Origin of the sequence: Rhodococcus sp. RDE2 (assembly GCF_020885655.1) — a bacterium.
In the GTDB taxonomy this organism is placed as follows: domain Bacteria; phylum Actinomycetota; class Actinomycetes; order Mycobacteriales; family Mycobacteriaceae; genus Rhodococcus; species Rhodococcus pyridinivorans.
Map to the genome: position 1 here is coordinate 1,444,520 of NZ_AP025186.1, position 19,364 is coordinate 1,463,883.

Consider the following 19,364-nt stretch of genomic DNA (forward strand, 5'->3'; position numbering starts at 1 on the left):
TGCAGCCTGAACGGCTTCGGACATGAAACGGCAAGAGCGCAGCCTCTTGACGGTGCGTGCAATAATGCGTCGACCGTGGTCATAGATGTTCGCTTGGGGGAATTTTGCTCGCATCATTACGTTTTGGTCGGCACTGATGACCGGCAACGAGTGGTGCGACCGCATCCAGGCAGGGCCGTGCGACTGGAGGTACGGCAAGGACTGTTGGGCGGAGTTCCAGCCGTACCGGCAAAGCACAGCGACCATCGGGGCCGCTGCACGGCTCGAAACTTTGGTGAAAGCTGTGAAGGCGGGGACAATCGAACCAGACCCGGCGTACCCCCCGTATGAGTTCCCACTGAGTGGATTCAAGATGATGGCGATCGGCGAGTTGCGCGCTCACCGTAGGCAACGAGGTCGCAGGCTCCACGCTCGGATCTACTACACCCAGCCGCAGTTCGACGATCATCTCTTGTTTGGGGCGAAGTTCGGAGAGAAACCCGACTCAAACGACGATCCGCATTGGCGTGACATTCAGGATGCACACATGGCAGAAGCTGCATCTCGCGCACTTGTGTGGGGAACCTTACCCGAGGAGCAGCGAACCTGTGCATCATGCTTAACATCAACTACTGACGAGACCAACTGAGACAGGAAGGGTGCCGGCGGATGACGAACCACCTCACTAGAGACGGCGAGTACGCCCTTGCTGGACGTCTTGCTGAAGAATTTGTAGAGATGGTTACTGCGCTTAAGTCGCGGGCGCGTAAGCTCGGAATTTCTCCGCAGCAAATTGCAGATCACCTCGACTGGAGTCTTGAAGATGTTCACGAGGTGGAGTCTCCTTTCGGAGACCCTTCAATTTCCATGCTTCAGGATTATGCGCGAGCTACTGGAGCGATGATCTCGATTGAGGTCTCGAATTTTACGCCTCGTAGCCAAGCAACCGTCTCCGCCGGGTCGGTTCACCGCTCGATAGACGACCATCCTCGTCCTCATGCGGAATGGAAAGAAAGCGCGGGTACTCCTCTTGTCCTCCGCTGATAGCGCATCCGACCGACTTAACGCGAACGATAATCCGCCTCTCCAGGCTTCAACCTGGCAAGATCTCCTGAAGCATCCCTATAGCGAGGCCATTCGCTACTTCGAGCGCTCCGTGGTTCGAATCGAATCGGGAGACTCCGAGGAGGACAGGCCGGGAAGCAACGTGGACACCACTGTCTACCTGGGCGCTAATCATCTCGGACTCCGGCTTCGGTCGACAACGGCAACTTCGGAAGTCAGAGCGGTGATCGACACAGGCATACAGTATATTTTTCAAAGCCCACTCGACGTAGACCAATCTGTCTTGGTCGACACACTCAGTAAATCCATACTTCCCGCGATAATGCCAATTAACGCTGCTTGGATTCTCAATGAGTTACGCATAATGGAAGCTGCGGGCGAGGCAGATATTCCGTTTACGGATATGTATCCCCAGATCGAAGATGCGTTGCGAAGCTCGCTTCACGGTGATGAATTTGATTCATCAGGAGTGAAATCCGATCAAGTGACACCTTGAGCGGTCGAGAGACTCTGGGGTGATAGCTTGCGCTTCAAATCTATTCGGGTTTGCACATTCTCCCTCACAAGATCCACAGCGCCGCCAGGCCATCCATGGCGACGTGCGTAGTTGAATCTGGCGGTGCGCCACGCGTCGAAACGGGCGTGATCGGTGAGGCCAGGCCAGTCGTCGAGCACGAATGTTCGCAGTTCTGTGGGGAGCCCTGGCCCAGCCTCTCGAGTACGACGCTTCACCCCGTACCTCGAATGTCGTACACCCCGCGGGGAGCCCGCGCCGATACGTCCTCGCTTGGGATGTTCAGGGCAGCAAGCAACCGAGCAAGAGTGATCCGCTGCTGCCTCAGCTCCACGAGCGCCGGATGCACCCGTATCCCCTGCGAGGACTCCGCGAGTGGGCCTTCCGCGCCGGCCACCTTGTGCAGCGCATCGATCAGATCGACCGTCCGCACCGCTTCGCGCAAGATCTGAAGCTCGTGCTCGGCGAGCTCGTAGTCGTCGACGACCGCCGACCACAGGCGACGGCCAGCAGCGCGGGTACCAGTGGGCGGTTTGGGTGTCATACGGGCCTCCTAGGGCCGATCGTTTGGACGGGCGGGGAGGGATGGGCCCTATGCCGTAGGTGGGCCGTTCAGGGGGTGGGAGGGGCCCTCCCCCACCCCCTGAGGGCACCAGCTCGGCGCTGATGCCCTCAGGTCTCATGATGGTGGGGTGTCCGGAGCGTGTTGGCCGGTGAGCATCCGGGCGTGGTTCCAGGTGACCGCGGTCGCGGACCATCCGCACCGGCAGGTCAGCCGGTATTGCCTCAATCGAGGAAGATCCACGACGGTGATCGGATGCTCGTCGGTGCCCACTACCCCGAGCCGCTGTGGGTAAGGGCTCCCAAGCATGAAGAACACGTCAGGTGCCCTGCTGGCGCGACTTCTCGGCTTCCTCCGCGGCCCGCTGGAGTGCGGCTTCGCGTCGTTGCCGGACGAGGTTTTCGCGGGCGCGACGACTGACTTCCCAGGGTGCTCCGCTGGAGTAATCGAAGTGGGCATCGATCGGCATCGGTCAGTCCTCCATGAGTGCGTTGACGAGGTTCGTGACGACGACGCGTGCGTTGATGATGGTCGCGTTGTCCCGACGGATTGCGTAGCGGGTGAGGGCGGGGACGAGGTCGACGGCCCATGTCTGTGCGTTGGGGGCGTAGGTGCGGCCGCGTAGCCAGTCGTAGACGGCGCGGTCGGCGATTGCCTGCTCGAGCACGGCCACGAAGTCGGCGGCGGTCTTGGCGACGCGGTCCCGATCCGTTTCGCTAGGCCCCGTGATGGACAGCAGCGCGGCGTCGCGGGTGGCGTCGAGGTCGTCACGGATCGCTTTGACCGCGGCGCGGTGAGCGTCGACGGTACGAACCGATTCGTCGCGGTCGGCGGCGAGCTTCGCGGCGGCCGTAGCGGGCGGAATCTTTTTCCCGGCTCGTGCTGCGGCTGCTGCGGCTGCCGCGTCGGTCTGGCGGGCCTCCTCGTCGCGTTCCGGCTGGGCGAGCCGGTCGCGTTCGCGTTCGGCGTCGCGGACTCGCGTCTGGGCGGCGTCGTACTCAGTGACGAGCGTGGCGAGCTCGGTGGAAAGGGCCTCAAGGGGCGGTCGGCCGGCGAGGTTGTAGCGGTCGTTGCCGTTGTTTCCGGTGTATCTCATGCGTGGGTGTCCTTCGTGTCGGTGAGGGGCTTGTCGGGCCAGGCGAGTTCGAGCACCTCGTGGATTTCTTCGTCGGTGGCGACGGCCAGGAAGGCGGCGACCTGGTCGATGCTGGGGTGAGTCATGCGGTGCGGCTCCTCGCGTACTGCTCAGCGATATTGCGGTCGATGACCCATCGGCCGGCTTCGAGTCGCCCGAGTTCCGGTGCGATCCGTCGCGCGTGCCGGTGACTGCACCCGAGCAGGCGGGCGAGCTCACCGACGCCGATGGCGTCTCCTCGAGTCTGTCCGAAACCTGTTGTCGCGGTGGGCTTCTGTCCGCGACCGGACAGCAGTCCTGCGAGGTGGCCGACTTCGCGCGGGACAGGCAGCCCGGCGCGTCGTCGGGCGGAGATCGCCACGCTCAGAGCCCACCGGACGGTGCCGACCGCGTCGCCGGTCAGGACGAGCGCGTCGTCGAGGTGTTGGATCGACGGAACCGGCTGACGCTGTGCTGTCGTGTCAGCGTGCATGAGAAGACTCCTCGCGGGATCGGCCATCGGGCCGGGACGTGGTGCGTACGGTGGCGGCCCACACGCCGTGGGCCTGGCGGCCTGCCTCGTCGGCGACGACGCGGCAGGGTTCGAGCACAGGACAGGTACGACAGATCGCAGCGGCCGCGGTAAACCGGGCTCGGCGTTCTGCGGGGGTTTCTCGGACGTTGTCGAGTTCGGCGTCGAACAACGCGTGTCGGCCGACGCAGGCCGCCCCAGTGAGGCGACCGTCGACGATCTGGGCGAACACAGCCGGTATCGGTGGTCGCCGGCTTCGCGGGGTCCGCTGTGCCCTCACATCATCCCCTCGGTGCTCTCGTCGTCCCACCATTCGGATTCGGTGTCTGCGATCGAGACAGTCGCGCAGTAGGACTCGTGTTGAGGCCAGCCCGGCGCGGTCCCGGCGCAGGTGCATTCCCGACGTCGGCTCATCGCGTCCACCGCCCGAACGTCCAGCCTGTCCAACTCTTATGAGTTGGACAGTTGGACGGACAAATTCGGCGACAGCCGGACGGACGCTGGACACTGTTGGACAGCAGGGGTCAGCTCCCTTCCATGAATGCGGGGGCGAGCACGTACTTCGGTCGGGCATCGGAGCCGGTATTCCGGAGCGCACCCCGATTGACCAGGTCGTTTATGGCTTCGTACGCGGAGGACTTGCTTACCCCGCGCTCCATCGCGAGGTCGCGGATCTCGGAGCGGCTCAGTCCCTCGTGTCCAGCGCACGTCCGAAGAATGTCCAGCACGGTGCGTATGGTGGGTCGGTCTGCGGGCGAGTTGTCCAGCGGGTCTCGCTGGACAACGACCAGGGACTTTCGCTGAGTCTCGGTAGCGCCCTGCATCCGTGATTCGGACACCGTGTGCGGCACGAGGCGGTAGTGGTGTTCGCATCCGTCCGGGGCGTCCTTGTGCTTCTCGCAGTGGATCTTGACGATCCCGTCTCCCCCGGTCAGGCGCAGATCCGACCAGACCTGTCCATCCCACGCGCTTGAGCCGCGGCCCCCGGCTCCGTTCTTCGGGGAGTGGTGCACCACCAGAACCGTGCAGCCTGCGGCCTGCTGGATCCGCTCGAGGTTGCTGATCGCCCGACCCTGTTCGGTCGCGGAGTTCTCCTCGAGTCCGATGGTGCAGCGGGCGCGGGTATCGAGTACAAGGAGGTCAGCATCGACCTCTGAGACCAGTTCGACGGCGTCGGAAACGTCGACGACGTTCCCTAGCTGTATAGGTGCCGGGAGCACGAACAGTCGCTTCTCGAGCTCCTTCGGGTCGACGCCGGTCAGCTCGCACCACGCCAGGATCCGCACGAGCAGCCCCGATGCTCCCTCGGCGGCGACGTAGACCACCGTGCCGGCCTTCGGGACGCGGTGGCCTTCCCAGTTCTGTCCGGAGGCGACCGCGCAGGAGATCCCCAGTGTCACGAACGATTTGTACGAGCCGGGCGGCCCCGACAATTGGGCCAACGTGTCGCGGTAGAGCAGCCCGTCGACGACTGGCTCGACACCGTGCATCGTCGCGAGGTCGGACAGTGTCAGCAGACGCTCGCGAAGGTGCGGTCGCGTCGACGGCCCCTGCGGCGGCTCTGGTGGCAGCAACTCGTCGCGGGAGTCCTTGGCGCCCGGGAGGATGCCGTCCTGGTCGGACCAAGGAGCATCGGGATAGTCCTGTCCGATCACTGCTGCATCACCCGCTTGGCGACCGTGGCGGCGAGGCGGCGTTCAGGGCCGCCGCGACGCCACAAGGCGCGAAGATCGTCGATCGGCATGATCGGTGTCAGACCGAAGTCGAGCAGATGCGCCGCTGCCGCGGTGAGAGCGTCGGTTCTGCGCTGACTCGGTCCGGGCTCATTGCAGCGATGCCACCACGGATCCACACAGCCACACTCAAGCGGCGGAAGACGATAGATCGCCGAACGGCGGCGTGCGAGTTGGGCTTTGACGCTGGTACCGTGAGAGTCCGTGAGCGAGCTCGAAGCAGCGAGTTCGGGAGCCGCCCCGTGGCCCGCGGGGCGGCTTTCGTATGCGCTCATGCGATACCGCCGCCAGCGCGGAGGAGAACAACGATCCGTTCGCGTTGCTCAGCGGTGAGCGGCGGTGCTTGTGCGACGACACGAGCGACGTGCTCGGCGAGCTTGAGCGCGCGCATGTTGCGCTTCGCTTCGAGTAGTTCGGGATCGTCAGAATTGCGAGATCGCGAAAGGGACGCGGCGCGGGCGCGCTCGCTGGTCCACGTGGTCACTGGTGTGCCTCCAGGGTTGCCAAGTAGACCCCCGGAGAGGGGCTCCTACTCGGCGACCGTGAACGGCTGTCACCTTCACCGGCTCCTTGTGCTCGGGCTCGTACACGGCCCGCAAGGTGCTACTAGCGGTGAGCATAGCAGTGGAGCGCTACGCCTCTTCCACCGCGCGTCGGTCGGGGCACGACATATCCAGCTCGGCGATGCCGAGGGACTCAAGTTCGAGCAGCCACGGTTGCCACCGTTGCCGGCGGAGTGTCATGTTCCGCGAACAAACTGGACATGTGAACGTGTACGTACGGGGGAAGCCGTGTTTCAGGGCGTCGGCTCGATCAACGGCCTGATGTCGGTGCACTCGGCTTTCTCCATTTGTCCGCACCTGCACTCGGCCGGGAAGAGCACCGTCGGAGTACCACTCGATCGTGCCGACTCGATGCGGAGGGTGCGTGCTCTTATCGGTGCATACGATCCGGATGCGGATGTCGTACGCGCGTTTCCGAGACCTGCGACGGCTCACGGTCACGCCTTCCACTCGATACGGATGTACTTCGGATTCGCGGTGTCGTTCCGCGGGGCCTTGTCGATGTACACGCGGCATAGTGCGCGAATGACCGACCGCTTGGCATCGATGGCCAGGGACTCCCATAGCTCGGCCGCGTTTGGGCCTGCGATCTGTCTGGGAAGCGGAGAGCCTCCCGTGAAGTTATCGGCACGCGCTTCGGCGTCGGCCAGCTTTGCGCGAAGACCGTCTCGGATGCGCGTGTACTCGTCAGGCTCGAGATCTCCCTCGATCGCTTTCTGCTCGTAGGCAGCGAGCCGCTCTTTCAGCACCCGAATTTCTGCCAGTGCCTCGCGACGCTGCGAGCCGTCTCCGGCGCGCAAGGCCTCTGCGACGTCCGGCTGAGCCAGACGGGCCACAATCACAGCTTCGACGACCTCGTCGACGATCGGCTTCGAGCGGGTCACGCAGTACTTGGCACTGCACGTGTACGAGCTGGTGCCCGATGCATTCTTTCGTCGGACAACTGGGGTGCCGCACTCACCGCACACCGCGATTCCTGTTAGCAGGTGTACCGGATCCGAACCGCGTTGAGTGAGACGCTCGGGGTCTTTGAGGATCGCTGTGATCGCCTGGTGGTCCTCGGTGGAGAGTATCGATTCCCACGTTGCCAACACCTGCGTGCCGTGATGTACCCGGTAACCCGCGTAGGTAGGGGAGAGGAGTTTCCGACGGATCTCGATCGCGCTCCAGGGGCGGCCGCGGTTCATGCGTCCTTCGCTGTTGAGGCGCCGCACGATCGCGCGGAGGGACTCGCCTGCGCGCAACATCTTCGCAGCGTCACGGATGACTTGGGCTTCCTCGGGATGGGGTACCCGAATCCGGTGTCCGTTGTCGTCGAGGGCGGCCTTGTAGCCGTACGGCACTTTCCCGTGTGGTTCGCCGGCGGCCGCTCGGGACCTGAGTCCGCGGAGGACACGTTCACGCATCTTCTCTGCCTCGTTCTCGGACAGCAATGCGTCGAGGCCGGTTCGGAATCGATCGTCGCCTCGGTTGAGGTCGTATACCTGTCCCGAGTAGCACCATTGGACCCCGTGCTCGGTGCACAGATCTCGGAGCTCAAGGTAGGCGGCGAGATCGCGAAGTGCACGTGATGCTTCCCAGGTGACCAGGACATCCGCTTCGCTGAGGAGTTGATGGAGGCGGCGGTACTCGGGTCGATCCTTCTTCGACCAGCGAGATGCGCCGATGTCGTTGTCCTGGAGTTCGTCGACGATGGTCCAACCGTTGCGGTGACAGATCTCGCGACAGTCCACGATTTGATCCGCCACGCTGCGGCCACGACCGGACGGGTCGGAAGAGACTCTCGCGTAAATCAAAGCTCGCACTAGTTGATCATAACGAACCCCTTTGCTACATTCGCCTTGCTCACTGCTGCCATGATTGCCAGGCTAGAGCGTGCCCACGCTGTTCCCGGAACTCGGAGGTCTGGTCAGGTCATGTCGTTTTCGTTCAGGCCCCGGAGGTCGGTACTCGCGGTTCCCGGCAGCAGCCGGAAGATGATCGACAAGGCCAAGGGCCTTCCCGCCGACGAGATCTTCCTCGATCTCGAGGACGCCGTGTCGCCGCTGGCCAAGGAACAGGCCCGCAACACCATCGTCGAAGCTCTGAACGAGGACGGCTGGGGCGACCAGATCAAGGTCGTGCGCGTCAACGACTGGACCACGGACGCGACCTATCTCGACGTCGCGACGGTCGTCGGTGGCGCCGGCGCGAACCTCGACGCGATCCTGCTGCCGAAGGTGCCCGACGCGAGCCACGTGAAGGCACTCGACCTGCTCCTCACGCAGGTCGAGAAGGCCCACGGTCTCGAGGTGGGACGGATCGGCATCGAACCGCAGATCGAGAACGCCATCGGGCTGACGAACATCGACGAGATCGCGACGGCGAGCCCGCGCGTGCAGACGCTCGTGTTCGGTCCCGCCGACTTCATGGCGAGCATCAACATGCGCACCCTCGTCGTCGGCGAGCAGCCCGAGGGTTACGACGTCGGCGACGCCTACCACCACATCCTCATGACGATCCTCATGGCCGCGCGCGCCCACGGGCTGCAGGCCATCGACGGTCCCTACCTCCAGATCCGCGACGTCGACGCCTTCCGCCGGTCGGCGCAGCGCACCGCCGCCCTGGGCTTCGACGGCAAGTGGGTGCTGCACCCGAGCCAGATCGACGCGGCCAACGAGGTCTTCAGCCCCCGGCAGGAGGACTACGACAAGGCCGAGATGATCCTCGACGCCTACGAGTGGCACACCTCGGCCGAGGGTGGCGCCCGCGGTGCCGCGATGCTCGGTGACGAGATGATCGACGAGGCGAGCCGGAAGATGGCTCTCGTGATCTCCGCGAAGGGCCGGGCCGCCGGGTTGCAGCGCACCCAGAAGTTCGAGCCGCCCACCTCCTGACGGGAACGACCAGGAAAAAGAACATATCGGGCGAACCATCGCGGCATGCCGGTCCCCGTCGAGGCAGAATGGAGACCGGCGCCGAGACCGTCGGCGTGCATCGCGAAGGAGCCGAAACGACATGACGAATCCCCTCGGACCCGGTCGCCAGGTACCCGGTCTGCCGACACCTCCCACGGGCTGGCCCGTCGGTTCGTACCCGACCTACGCCGAGGCGCAACGGGCGGTCGACCACCTGGCCGATCAGAACTTCTCCGTCGAGGACGTCACCATCGTCGGTGTCGATCTCATGCAGGTCGAGCGGGTCACCGGTCGGCTCACGTGGCCGAAGGTGATCGGCGGCGGCATCGTCTCGGGTGCATGGCTCGGCGTGTTCTTCGGTCTGCTGCTCGGTATCTTCTCCACCGACTTCCTCGGCCCGCTGCTCGTCGGCCTCGTCGGCGGCATCGTCTTCGGCCTCATCTCGGCGACCATCCCGTACGCCGCGACCCGCGGCCAGCGCGACTTCTCGTCCACGATGCAGCTCGTCGCCGGCCGCTACGACGTGCTGTGCCAGCCGCCCACCGCCGAGAAGGCACGCGACATCCTCGCCAAGCTCGCCATCTGATCGTCACGCGGTCGCGCGTTCGCCGAGAACGGCACTCGTCGCGACCGGCCTCGCGCCACTATTGTCGATCCCATGCCCGACCTCGATTCGGTGGCCGACGCCCTCTACGGCCTCGACCCAGGAGACTTCGTGGCGGCCCGCACCGAATTCGCGGCGCAGGCACGCGAAGCGGGCGACCGCGAGCTGACGGCGGCCATCGGCAGGCTGCGCAAACCGACGGTCGCGGCCTGGATGGTCAACCTGCTCGCCCGCGAACGGGCCGACGAACTCGCGGCGCTGCTCGACATCGGATCCGCCCTGCGCACCGCGCAACGACGACTGTCCGGCAGCGAGATGCGGAAACTGTCGGAGCAGCGACGCCGGGTGGTCGCGGCACTCGAACGCGACGCAGGACGGCTCGCCGCCGACCGCGGCCGCACAGTCTCGGAGAGCGCACTGCGCGAGGTGGGGCGCACCCTCAACGCCGCACTGTCGGATCCCGACATCGGGGAGCAGGTCCGGCAGGGTCGGCTCGACGCGATCGTCGAGTCCGACGGCTTCGGCGACCTGTCGGCGATGCCGCTCACCGTCATCCGCGGCGGGTCCGACGAGAAGGACGAGGACGACCGAACCGCAACGGACAAGGCCGGGCGCAAGAGCAGAGGCGAGCGCGGACCCACCGAGCGTGAGAAGGCGGAACAGGCGGCGCGCGACGCGGAGATCGACGAGGCCGCCGCCGCTCTCGACTCCGCGCACAGCGCGGCCGAGGAAGCGCGCGAAGCGGCGTCGGCAGCCGAGCAGGAGCTGGCCCGTCACGAGGAGGAGGTCGCCGAGCTGCGGGCGAAGCTCGAACACGCCGAGCAGCAACGCACCTTCGCGCGTCGCGCCGCCGCCGAGGCGAAGAAACGGGTGGTCGCCGCCGAACGTGCCGTCTCGGCTGCCGAGGCCGACCTGGCCCGGACGAAGAACTGAGCCGTCAGGAGTGCGCCTTCGCGTGCGCGACGAACTTTCGCTGCCAGGGAGTCTCGACCGCTCGCGGATGGTAGTGCCGCCGAACGAAGTCGACCGCCTCCTCCGGGGAGAGCCCGTCGAGGACGGCGAGGCACGCCAGTGCGGTGCCGGTGCGGCCGCGTCCCCGCCCGCACGCGACCTCCACCCGCTGCCGTCCCGCCCGGATCCACGCCTCGTACAGGATGGCGAGAGCGTCCTCCGGGTCGCGCGGCGTGCGGAAGTCGGGCCAGTGGATCCACCGCGACTCCCACTCGAACGGTGCTGCCGGGGGTCGGCCGAGCAGATACACCCCGAAGTCGGGAAACGGCTCGTCGAACACCGGTCTGCGCATCCCGCGTCCCCGCACGAGTCGGCCGGAGGGCAGCTGCAGCACCCCGGTGTCTGCTGGATCCCACTCGCGTCGCACGCTGGAAACCTACCCGCCCGGAGCCGGTGTACCGAACGTCACGGCCGTTCACCCGCGGTGCAAGTTCGCGCTCGATAATGTCGTTCCATGGGTGAGCGAACGGAACCGGAGATCAGAATTCTGGAGTCGGAAGCCGAACTGCGGGAGGCGTCCGCGCTGTTCCGCACGGCGATGGTGGGCCTGCCCTCGTGGCCCGAGGTTCCCGACGGGACGGTGAGCCGTTACCTCGAGGCCGGTCGCACGTGGGGCGCCTTCCTCGACGGCATGCTCGTCGGCACCGTGGATGCCACGAGCGGAAACCTGACCCTGCCCGGCGGTGCCCGGGTACCGCACGCGGCGGTCACCCACATCGGTGTGCTGCCCACCCATACGCGTCGCGGCGTGATCTCCGGACTCGTGCACCGGCAGCTGAGCGACGCGCGCGACCGCGGTGAGATCCTTGCGACGCTGCGGGCCTCCGAAGCGACCATCTACGGCCGGTTCGGCTACGGCGTCGCCTCGACCTCGGTGTCCGTCGACGTCGACGTGCGTGGTGCCGCGCTGCGTCCCGACGTGCCCGAGTCCGGAGCGGTGCGTCTGCTGACCTATCCGGATGCGTGGGACGTGCTGGCGCAGATACATTCCCGTCATCTGCCGCCGCGCCCCGGCATGATCGACCGGTCGGAGTACTGGTGGAACTCGCGCCGGTGGCGGGCCGACTCGCTCACCGATCCGATGTACGTGGCGGTGCACGGCGAACCGGGGCAGGAGGACGGTTTCGTCCGGTACCACCCGATCGACACGCAGGGGTGGTTCACCAGTCGCAACCGCACCGTCGTGGTCGACGACTTCTTCGCTCCGTCGCCCGGGGCGTACGCCGGCCTGATCCGGTTCCTGCTCGACCTCGATCTGGTCGACACCTTGCGGTTCGCGGCGCTTCCGCAGGACGATCAGCTCCCGCTCATGCTCGGCGACGCGCGTGCCGTGCACTTCCGTTCGGTCTCGGACGAGACGTGGTTGCGCATCCTCGACCTCGATCGGGCGCTGTCGGCGCGCAGTTACCGAGGGTTCGGCTCGGTGACCGTCGAGGTGACCGATCCGCTGCTGACCGACAACGCCGGTGTCTTCGAGATCTCCGCCGACGGCGTGGCGCGCACCGCGGGACCGGCCGATCTGACCATCGACATCGCCGACCTCGGTGCGCTCCTGCTGGGCCGGCAGGGCTGGCACCGGATGGTCGACGCGGGTCGCGCCCGGGTGCACCGACCGGAGGCCGTCGACACCGCTGACCTGCTGTTCTCCTGGCCCCAGGCACCCTTCTCGGGGACCTCCTTCTGACCTCGTCGTCGTGCCGATTCCGCTCCGGTTGTACGCCCTGCTCGTTTTGCTACGGCTGGCCGGTACGGGCGATATCGTCGGATCATCAGGTCCCCGATGCGAGCGGAGTCGCGCATGAGACGGTCGGGCAAGAGACGGTGGACGAGCCGGGCGTTCACAGCTTCTGCGGCCGCGGTGCTCCTGGCGTCGGGACTGGCCGCGTGCGGCAGCGACGACGAGGGTGTCGTCCTGTCCTTCTACACGGCCGCCGACGGTGCCGAGCAGTACGCGCAGGCCGCGGAGGTGTGCACCGAGCAGGCCGGCGGCCGATATCGCGTGCAGCAGAGGACACTTCCGAAGAACGCCGACGACCAGCGACTGCAGTTGGCGCGGCGGCTGACGGGTAACGACCCGGGACTCGACCTCATGACCCTCGACGTCGTGTGGACCGCCGAGTTCGCCGAGGCCGGGTGGGCGCTGCCGTTGCCCGACGACGTGGCCGCCGCGGTCTCCGAGGGCACCCTCGAAGGCCCCCTCGAATCGGCGACCTGGCAGGACCAGCTGTACGCCGCGCCGCTCAACACCAACACCCAGTTGCTCTGGTACCGAAAGGATCTCATGCCGGACGGGCGACCTCCGGAGACCTGGGACGAGATGATCGAGATCGCGAGCGGCCTCGCAGAGGAGGGCCGGCCGTCGTGGATCGGTGTGCAGGGCCGGCAGTACGAGGGGCTGATGGTGTGGTTCAACACCCTGCTCTCGAGCGCCGGCGGTTCGGTGGTGGGGGAGGACGGTGTCACCGTCACCCTCACCGACAACGACGCCGCGGTGACCGCGCTCGACATCATGAAACGCGTCGCGACGGCGCCCGGCGCCGATCCGTCCCTGAACCAGGCCGACGAGGCGGCCGTCCGTCTCGGCATGGAGAGCGGGCGCACGGCATTCCAGGTCAACTGGCCGTTCGTCCTGCCGGGCATCCTGGAGAACGAAGCGGCCCTGCCCTTCATCGACGAGAACGGCAACGTCACCTCGCAGGACACCGGCAACACGGTCCTGACCGTCGACGGTGAGCAGAATTTCCTTCCCGCCCCGTACCCTTCGGTGATCCCCGGCGAGCCCGCCCAGGTCACCATCGGCGGGTTCAACATCGCCGTCGCCCGCACGAGCACCCACCCCGACCTCGCGTTCGAGGCGATGCAGTGCCTGCGCAACGAGGAGAACCAGCGCAACAACGCCATCGGTGGCGGCGTGCCGCCGACGCTGGCCTCGCTGTACGACGACCCCGAATTCCAGGAGGCCTATCCGGCCTGGCGTGAGGTCCGCGCCGGTCTCGAGAACGCCGCGGTGCGTCCCGCTTCACCGGCCTACCAGAGCATTTCGACGCTGGTGACGGCCACCCTCAACCCGGTCGACCAGATCGATCCGCCCCGCACCGTCGAGGAACTCGCCGAACAGGTGCAGAAGGCGGTCAATTCGGAAGGACTGATCCCGTGACCGCCGTCGAATCGAAACCGACCGACGAGACCCCGAAGGAACCGTCGACGAAGACGAAAGCAGCGTTGTCCGAGGGGAAGAAGGCCGAACGACGACTCGGTCTGCTGCTCGTCGCGCCCGCCGCGATCGTGATGCTCGCCGTGACGGCCTATCCGGTGGGATACGCCGTCTGGCTCAGTCTGCAGCGCTACGATCTGCGATTCCCCGACGAGCGCCGCTTCGTCGGACTGTCGAACTACGTCGCGGTGCTCAGCGACGGATTCTGGTGGCAGGCCTTCGTCGTCACCTCGCTCGTCACCCTGGTCTCCGTCGCGATCGAGTTCGTGCTCGGTCTGGCGATCGCTCTCGTCATGCACCGCACGATCGTCGGCAAGGGCATCGTGCGCACGGTGGTGCTGATCCCGTACGGCATCGTCACCGTCGCCGCCGCCTACAGCTGGTACTACGCGTGGACCCCGGGCACGGGTTATCTCGCGAATCTGTTGCCCGACGGCAGCGCCCCACTCACCGACCAGATCCCATCCCTGGCGATCATCGTGCTCGCCGAGGTGTGGAAGACCACGCCGTTCATGGCGCTGCTGCTCCTCGCCGGCCTCGCGCTCGTCCCCGACGATCTGCTCAAGGCGGCACAGGTCGACGGCGCCGGAGCGTGGACGCGTTTGGTGCGGATCATCGTGCCGCTGATGAAACCGGCGATCCTCGTCGCCCTGCTCTTCCGCACGCTCGACGCCTTCCGCATCTTCGACAACATCTACGTCCTCACCCGCGGTGCCAACGGCACCGGGTCGGTGTCGATCCTCGGTTACGACAATCTGTTCCGGGCCTTCAACCTCGGCATCGGGTCGGCGATCAGCGTCCTGATCTTCCTGTGCGTCGCGATCATCGCGTTCGTGTTCATCAAGTTGTTCGGTGCATCCGCGCCCGGTTCGGACGAAGGGGGCCGATGATGGCCGAGACCAGGAAACGGACCCTGTCGTGGTCGGCGGTGAACCTGATCGTCCTGCTCTACGCACTCGTCCCGGTGCTGTGGATCGCGAGCCTGTCGTTCAAGCCGCCCGGCACCATCCAGGACGGCCGGTTCATTCCGCAGCAGTGGACGCTCGACAACTACCGCGGCATCTTCCGCACCGACGCGTTCACGAGCGCCCTGATCAACTCCATCGGCATCGGCCTGATCGCCACGGTCATCGCGGTGATCCTCGGGACGATGGCGGCCTACGCGATCGCCAGGCTCGACTTCCCCGGTAAGAAGATCCTGGTAGGCGTGGCGCTGCTCATCGCGATGTTCCCCCAGATCTCCCTCGTCAGCCCGCTGTTCGAGATCATGCGCGGCCTCGGACTGTTCGACACGTGGGCGGCGCTGATCCTGCCGTACATCACCTTCTCGCTGCCGCTCGCGATCTACACCCTGTCGGCCTTCTTCAAGGAGATCCCGTGGGAACTCGAGAAGGCCGCGAAGATGGACGGCGCGACACCGGGGCAGGCGTTCCGGAAGGTCGTGGCTCCGCTCGCCGCTCCCGGCATCATCACGGCGGCGATCCTGGTGTTCATCTTCTGCTGGAACGACCTGCTGTTCGCGATCTCGCTGACCTCCACCGAACGGTCCATCACCGCACCCGCCGCGATCGCGAACTTCACGGGTGCCTCGCAGTTCGAGGAACCGACCGGGTCGATCGCGGCGGCCGCCGTCGTCATCACGATCCCGATCATCGTGTTCGTCCTGATCTTCCAACGTCGAATCGTCGCCGGACTGACCTCCGGCGCAGTGAAGGGATAACTACCGTGGCCGAGATCGTGCTCGACAAGGTGACGAAGGAATATCCGGACGGAGCGAAGGCCGTCAGCGACGTGGATCTCGAGATCGCCGACGGCGAGTTCATCATCCTCGTCGGCCCGTCCGGGTGTGGAAAGTCCACGACGCTCAACATGATCGCCGGTCTCGAGGACATCTCCGACGGCGAACTGCGCATCGCAGGGGAGCGGGTCAACGAGCGGGCGCCGAAGGACCGCGACATCGCGATGGTCTTCCAGTCCTACGCGCTGTATCCGCACATGTCGGTGCGCGACAACATCGCGTTCCCGCTCACCCTCGCGAAGGTGCCCAAGGACGAGATCGGCCGCAAGGTCGACGAAGCGGCCCGGATCCTCGATCTCACACAGCATCTCGACCGCAAGCCCGCCAACCTGTCGGGTGGTCAGCGGCAGCGCGTGGCCATGGGGCGGGCGATCGTGCGCAGCCCCAAGGCGTTCCTCATGGACGAGCCGCTGTCGAACCTCGACGCCAAGCTGCGCGTGCAGATGCGCACCGAGATCGCGCGACTGCAGAAGCGTCTCGGGACCACGACGGTATACGTCACGCACGACCAGACCGAGGCGATGACGCTCGGCGACCGCGTCGTCGTGATGCGCGGCGGGCTCGTGCAGCAGGTCGGGGCGCCGCAGGAACTGTACGACCATCCGCAGAACCTGTTCGTCGCCGGCTTCATCGGGTCCCCGTCGATGAACTTCGTTCCGGGACAGATCGAGAACGGTTCGATCCGCACCTCGTTCGGTGAGTTCCGGTTGCCCGACGAGCGGTGGGAGACCGTGCGCCGCAACAATCCGTCGCGCGAGGTGGTCGTCGGTATCCGTCCGGAACACTTCGAGGACGCCGACCTGCTCGACCCGGCCCAGCGGGAGGCGGGCGTGACCTTCTCCGCCGAGGTCGACGTGCTCGAGTCGATGGGCTCCGACAAGTTCGCGTACTTCTCGACCGAGGGTCCGGGCGTGCACTCGAAGGACCTCGACGAACTCGCCGCCGACGCCGGCGCCGACATGTCGGCCGAATCGCTGGTCGCGCGGTTGTCGGTGGAATCGCAGGCCACCAAGGGCGGGACCGTGCAGTTGTGGTTCGACCCGGCGAAGATCGCGCTGTTCGATCAGGAGACCGGCGCGAACGTCACCCTCTGACGAATACGAACCTCGGTGGATCCGACCCCGGAAAGCGGGGCCGGATCCACCGAAGTCGTCAGCGGGGTGCGCGGCTGCGGAGCTCGTCGACGATCTCCTCGCTCCACACGTGCCGCCGCACGAGTCGATACCGCTCGCTCGCGATCCACAGATAGACCTCGGCGTCGGTGCGTGAGCGCAGCATTCCCGCCTCCCGGGCCATCGCGACGACGGGAACGAACTCCTCCTCGTACCAGCGACGCGCGACCTCCTCGCGGGTGAGGTACTCGCCGAGATCCTGCATGAGCCGGAAGCCCCACGCCTCGACGGCCTCGGCCAGTTCGGCGTACCCCCACGGGTCGGACACGCGGATCGCGTCCTGTGCCGCGCCGTGCAGGGGGACGCGTCCGAGGAACATCCGGAAGTGGTCCTTGCGCACGAGATCGGGGCGGGCCGTGATGCCCTCCGCGGGCACCTTCGTGGTGATCTCGGTGACGTAGGCGTCGATGGTGCGGTCGCCCTGCGCGTAGGCGATCGACACGCGGTGGTGCCCGTCCTGCACGAAGTGCATCGGCCCCACCCGGTACACCGAGATCGGGGGTATGGCCTCGCCGCGACGCCGCGCGGCCGCGATGCGTTCCCAGCGTGCACGCAGACGCGCCGAGGTGGGGCGGAAACGGCGGTCGAAGTCGTCGGCGCGGTCGACGCTGCCGACGATCGAGGCGACCTCGATGATCTGCAACCCGAGTCGCCGCTCGCCGATACGCCCGAGGGCCGCGACGACGTCGTCGAAGGGCAGCACCGTGTTGACGTCGGCCGGTTCGCGGCGCAGCCATGCGATCAGCCGGGCGTACTCGGCGCGCCGGCGTTGCCGGGCGAAATCGTCGCCGGCATCGGAGACCGGAAAACCGGTGTCGCGAGCCACGCTTCGACGGTACCGGGCGGTGCACAGGTCCGGGTGGGAACCGCATGTGCGGGACGGGGGCTACATTGCAGGGGTGACCGACGCAGTTCTCGCCACCGTCCGCAGCCACCTCACCGAGCACCTGACCGCGCCGGGTGATCCGGAACCGGAATCGGCGTCGGTGACCTTCCTCGGTCTCGAACCGATCGAGGTCCTCCGATTCCGCGGCTCCGAACTCCTGCGGTACGCAACCCTGGGGTGTTCCCGGCACCCGATGGGCGACCCGACCGACATGGTGGCCGACCCGACGCGCGGGCCGCGTGCCGAACTGGTCCTCAGCCTGCGCGACAACGAGGGCGTCACCGCCGGCGTCCACCGCACCCTTGCGGTGCTCGCGGCGCTGCCCGCCGTGGAGGGCGTGGTTCTCACCGACGACGCCCTGCTCGATCTCGGGGAGTCGCTGTGGCCGGGCGCCCCGTTCACCGCGGTGTTGCTCGAGGCGGCCGACGTGCCGTCGCTGGAGTTGCCCGAGCCCTCCGACCCGGTCCACTTCTTCGAGGCCCGCCCGATCACCGGTACCGAGGCGGCCTGGAAGCGGCTGAAGGGAACCGAGGCGCTGCGCGAGGCATGGGAGGAAGCGGGCATCGACCTGAGCGACCCGCGCCGGGCGCAAGCACGTCTGTGACCGTCCCGGTTCTCACCGACCGCGCGCTCGGACGCGCCACGCTGGCCCGCCAGCACCTGCTGCGGCGGAGCAGCACGGATGCCCTGTCGATGATCGAGCACCTGCTCGGGTTGCAGGCGCAGGCACCTCTCGCCCCGTATTTCGCGCTGTGGACCCGCATACGGAACTTCCGGCCCGACACATTGTCGGAGCTGCTGGAGTCGCGGGCGGTCGTCCGCATCGCGTTGATGCGCGGCACCGTATTCGCGGTCTCCGGCGCCGACGCGCACGCGTTGCGACCGTGGGTGCAGCCGGTGCTCGACCGGGGCGTCGACGCGAACAAGGCCCACCGCCTCGGCCTCGAGGGTCTCGACCGGTCGGCGCTCGTGTCGGTCGCCCGGGATCTGTTGGCGGGCACCCCGATGAGTCAGGCCGAGCTGCGGCCGTTGCTCGCCGAACGGTTCCCCGAGCAGGATCCGGCCGCGCTGGCACACGCGGTGCGGTGCCTGCTCCCGCTCGTGCAGGTGCCGCCGCGAGGACTGTGGGGACGATCGGGACAGCCACGATTGGCGCACCTCGACGAGTATGTCGGTCCATCGCCCGCGCCTCCCGGGCCCGATCGGCTGATCCTGCGGTACCTGGCGGCCTTCGGTCCCGCGAGCGTCAGGGACGTGCAGACCTGGTGCGGCCTGACCCGGCTCGCCGAGATCGTCGACCGGCTCCGCCCGCAACTCGTGATCTTCCGGGACGAACGCGGAACGGAACTGTTCGACCTGCCCGACGCGCCGAGACCCGACCCGTCGACCCCTGCACCCGTACGGATCCTCGCGCCGTTCGACAACGTGCTCCTCTCGCACGCCGACCGCACCCGGTTCGTCTCGGACGAGCACCGCAAGCGCATCATGGCGGAGAACGGGATCATCGCGCCCCTGCTGCTCGTCGGAGGCACGGTCGCCGGTAGCGCCCGCGTCACGACCGACCGGAAGGCTGCCGCCGTGGAGATGACGCTGTGGCGGACGATCCCTGTGTCCGCGCGGTCGGCGCTCGAAGCCGAGGGCCTGCGGTTGCTGAACTTCGCGGCGCCGGAGGCCGGCACACACGACGTGCGGTTCGTCGACGCCGATTGAGGCGCTCCCG

General features: G+C 66.7%; 24 protein-coding genes. 12 read left to right on the forward strand and 12 right to left on the reverse strand.

What is annotated here, in order from left to right; all coding sequences use genetic code 11:
• Positions 1 to 648 precede the first annotated feature (648 nt).
• Both LPH33_RS06860 and LPH33_RS06865 read left to right on the forward strand, forming a co-directional pair.
• Entirely contained in the window at positions 649 to 1,023 is a 375-nt protein-coding gene (locus tag LPH33_RS06860) for a helix-turn-helix domain-containing protein (protein ID WP_229567535.1), read from the forward strand.
• 163 nt (positions 1,024 to 1,186) lie between these two features.
• Positions 1,187 to 1,540, forward strand: coding sequence for a hypothetical protein (locus tag LPH33_RS06865; RefSeq protein ID WP_229567537.1), 354 nt, complete (start codon positions 1,187 to 1,189; stop codon positions 1,538 to 1,540).
• A 232-nt stretch (positions 1,541 to 1,772) separates the two neighbouring features.
• Here the strand turns inward: LPH33_RS06865 and LPH33_RS06870 are convergent, their stop codons facing one another.
• From LPH33_RS06870 to LPH33_RS06910, 10 genes are all read right to left on the reverse strand, one after another.
• A complete protein-coding gene (locus tag LPH33_RS06870) occupies positions 1,773 to 2,102 on the reverse strand; it encodes a hypothetical protein (protein ID WP_229567539.1) in 330 nt (109 codons plus the stop codon).
• A gap of 337 nt (positions 2,103 to 2,439) precedes the next feature.
• The gene (locus LPH33_RS06875; protein WP_229567541.1) at positions 2,440 to 2,589 is read right to left on the reverse strand and encodes a hypothetical protein; all 150 of its coding nucleotides are present in this window, start codon (positions 2,587 to 2,589) and stop codon (positions 2,440 to 2,442) included.
• A 3-nt stretch (positions 2,590 to 2,592) separates the two neighbouring features.
• Positions 2,593 to 3,216: a hypothetical protein gene (locus LPH33_RS06880; RefSeq protein ID WP_229567543.1), complete on the reverse strand. Its 624-nt coding sequence runs from the start codon at positions 3,214 to 3,216 to the stop codon at positions 2,593 to 2,595.
• Positions 3,213 to 3,341 carry a hypothetical protein gene (locus LPH33_RS26820; protein ID WP_265572587.1) on the reverse strand — a complete coding sequence of 43 codons (129 nt, stop codon included), beginning with the start codon at positions 3,339 to 3,341 and terminating at the stop codon, positions 3,213 to 3,215. The genes LPH33_RS06880 and LPH33_RS26820 overlap by 4 nt, the downstream gene beginning before the upstream one ends.
• Positions 3,338 to 3,727 carry a hypothetical protein gene (locus LPH33_RS06885; RefSeq protein WP_229567545.1) on the reverse strand — a complete coding sequence of 130 codons (390 nt, stop codon included), beginning with the start codon at positions 3,725 to 3,727 and terminating at the stop codon, positions 3,338 to 3,340. The genes LPH33_RS26820 and LPH33_RS06885 overlap by 4 nt, the downstream gene beginning before the upstream one ends.
• Positions 3,717 to 4,340, reverse strand: a complete 624-nt coding sequence (locus LPH33_RS26955) for a WhiB family transcriptional regulator (RefSeq protein ID WP_420714478.1) — start codon at positions 4,338 to 4,340, stop codon at positions 3,717 to 3,719. Before LPH33_RS26955 ends, LPH33_RS06885 begins: the two co-directional genes overlap by 11 nt.
• Entirely contained in the window at positions 4,291 to 5,421 is a 1,131-nt protein-coding gene (locus LPH33_RS06895; protein ID WP_229567548.1) for an AAA family ATPase, read from the reverse strand. Before LPH33_RS06895 ends, LPH33_RS26955 begins: the two co-directional genes overlap by 50 nt.
• A complete protein-coding gene (locus LPH33_RS06900; RefSeq protein WP_229567550.1) occupies positions 5,418 to 5,618 on the reverse strand; it encodes a hypothetical protein in 201 nt (66 codons plus the stop codon). The genes LPH33_RS06895 and LPH33_RS06900 overlap by 4 nt, the downstream gene beginning before the upstream one ends.
• A gap of 152 nt (positions 5,619 to 5,770) precedes the next feature.
• A complete protein-coding gene (locus LPH33_RS06905) occupies positions 5,771 to 5,983 on the reverse strand; it encodes a hypothetical protein (protein ID WP_229567552.1) in 213 nt (70 codons plus the stop codon).
• A 516-nt stretch (positions 5,984 to 6,499) separates the two neighbouring features.
• Positions 6,500 to 7,867 carry a recombinase family protein gene (locus tag LPH33_RS06910; protein ID WP_229567554.1) on the reverse strand — a complete coding sequence of 456 codons (1,368 nt, stop codon included), beginning with the start codon at positions 7,865 to 7,867 and terminating at the stop codon, positions 6,500 to 6,502.
• A gap of 111 nt (positions 7,868 to 7,978) precedes the next feature.
• Between LPH33_RS06910 and LPH33_RS06915 the strand changes: the two genes are divergently transcribed.
• The 3 genes from LPH33_RS06915 (at position 7,979) to LPH33_RS06925 (ending at position 10,496) form a co-directional block, all read left to right on the forward strand.
• On the forward strand, positions 7,979 to 8,938 hold the full coding sequence (locus LPH33_RS06915) for an HpcH/HpaI aldolase/citrate lyase family protein (RefSeq protein WP_229567556.1): 960 nt from the start codon (positions 7,979 to 7,981) through the stop codon (positions 8,936 to 8,938).
• 121 nt (positions 8,939 to 9,059) lie between these two features.
• Positions 9,060 to 9,545, forward strand: coding sequence for a general stress protein (locus LPH33_RS06920; protein WP_016692026.1), 486 nt, complete (start codon positions 9,060 to 9,062; stop codon positions 9,543 to 9,545).
• Positions 9,546 to 9,617: 72 nt separating this feature from the next.
• A complete protein-coding gene (locus tag LPH33_RS06925; RefSeq protein WP_229567558.1) occupies positions 9,618 to 10,496 on the forward strand; it encodes a hypothetical protein in 879 nt (292 codons plus the stop codon).
• 4 nt (positions 10,497 to 10,500) lie between these two features.
• Here LPH33_RS06925 and LPH33_RS06930 read toward each other — a convergent pair whose 3' ends face one another.
• A complete protein-coding gene (locus LPH33_RS06930; RefSeq protein WP_016692024.1) occupies positions 10,501 to 10,941 on the reverse strand; it encodes a protein-tyrosine phosphatase family protein in 441 nt (146 codons plus the stop codon).
• Positions 10,942 to 11,028: 87 nt separating this feature from the next.
• Here LPH33_RS06930 and LPH33_RS06935 point away from each other — a divergent pair, with 87 nt between their 5' ends.
• The 5 genes from LPH33_RS06935 (at position 11,029) to LPH33_RS06955 (ending at position 16,680) form a co-directional block, all read left to right on the forward strand.
• A complete protein-coding gene (locus LPH33_RS06935) occupies positions 11,029 to 12,258 on the forward strand; it encodes a GNAT family N-acetyltransferase (RefSeq protein ID WP_016692023.1) in 1,230 nt (409 codons plus the stop codon).
• A 114-nt stretch (positions 12,259 to 12,372) separates the two neighbouring features.
• Entirely contained in the window at positions 12,373 to 13,731 is a 1,359-nt protein-coding gene (locus tag LPH33_RS06940; protein WP_202399623.1) for an ABC transporter substrate-binding protein, read from the forward strand.
• A 65-nt stretch (positions 13,732 to 13,796) separates the two neighbouring features.
• Complete coding sequence (locus LPH33_RS06945; RefSeq protein ID WP_088896802.1) at positions 13,797 to 14,678, forward strand: carbohydrate ABC transporter permease; 882 nt, start codon at positions 13,797 to 13,799, stop codon at positions 14,676 to 14,678.
• Entirely contained in the window at positions 14,678 to 15,508 is an 831-nt protein-coding gene (locus LPH33_RS06950) for a carbohydrate ABC transporter permease (protein WP_006554305.1), read from the forward strand. The genes LPH33_RS06945 and LPH33_RS06950 overlap by 1 nt, the downstream gene beginning before the upstream one ends.
• Before the next feature lie 5 nt (positions 15,509 to 15,513).
• Positions 15,514 to 16,680 (forward strand): ABC transporter ATP-binding protein, encoded by a 1,167-nt coding sequence (locus LPH33_RS06955; RefSeq protein ID WP_059383057.1) that lies wholly within the window; start codon positions 15,514 to 15,516, stop codon positions 16,678 to 16,680.
• Between the two features lie 58 nt (positions 16,681 to 16,738).
• Here the strand turns inward: LPH33_RS06955 and LPH33_RS06960 are convergent, their stop codons facing one another.
• Positions 16,739 to 17,584, reverse strand: coding sequence for a hypothetical protein (locus LPH33_RS06960; RefSeq protein WP_059382968.1), 846 nt, complete (start codon positions 17,582 to 17,584; stop codon positions 16,739 to 16,741).
• A gap of 73 nt (positions 17,585 to 17,657) precedes the next feature.
• Here LPH33_RS06960 and LPH33_RS06965 point away from each other — a divergent pair, with 73 nt between their 5' ends.
• Together LPH33_RS06965 and LPH33_RS06970 are read left to right on the forward strand one after the other, a co-directional pair.
• The gene (locus LPH33_RS06965) at positions 17,658 to 18,248 is read left to right on the forward strand and encodes a suppressor of fused domain protein (RefSeq protein ID WP_229567560.1); all 591 of its coding nucleotides are present in this window, start codon (positions 17,658 to 17,660) and stop codon (positions 18,246 to 18,248) included.
• Entirely contained in the window at positions 18,245 to 19,354 is a 1,110-nt protein-coding gene (locus tag LPH33_RS06970; RefSeq protein WP_160874822.1) for a winged helix DNA-binding domain-containing protein, read from the forward strand. Before LPH33_RS06965 ends, LPH33_RS06970 begins: the two co-directional genes overlap by 4 nt.
• The last annotated feature ends 10 nt before the right edge of the window (positions 19,355 to 19,364 follow it).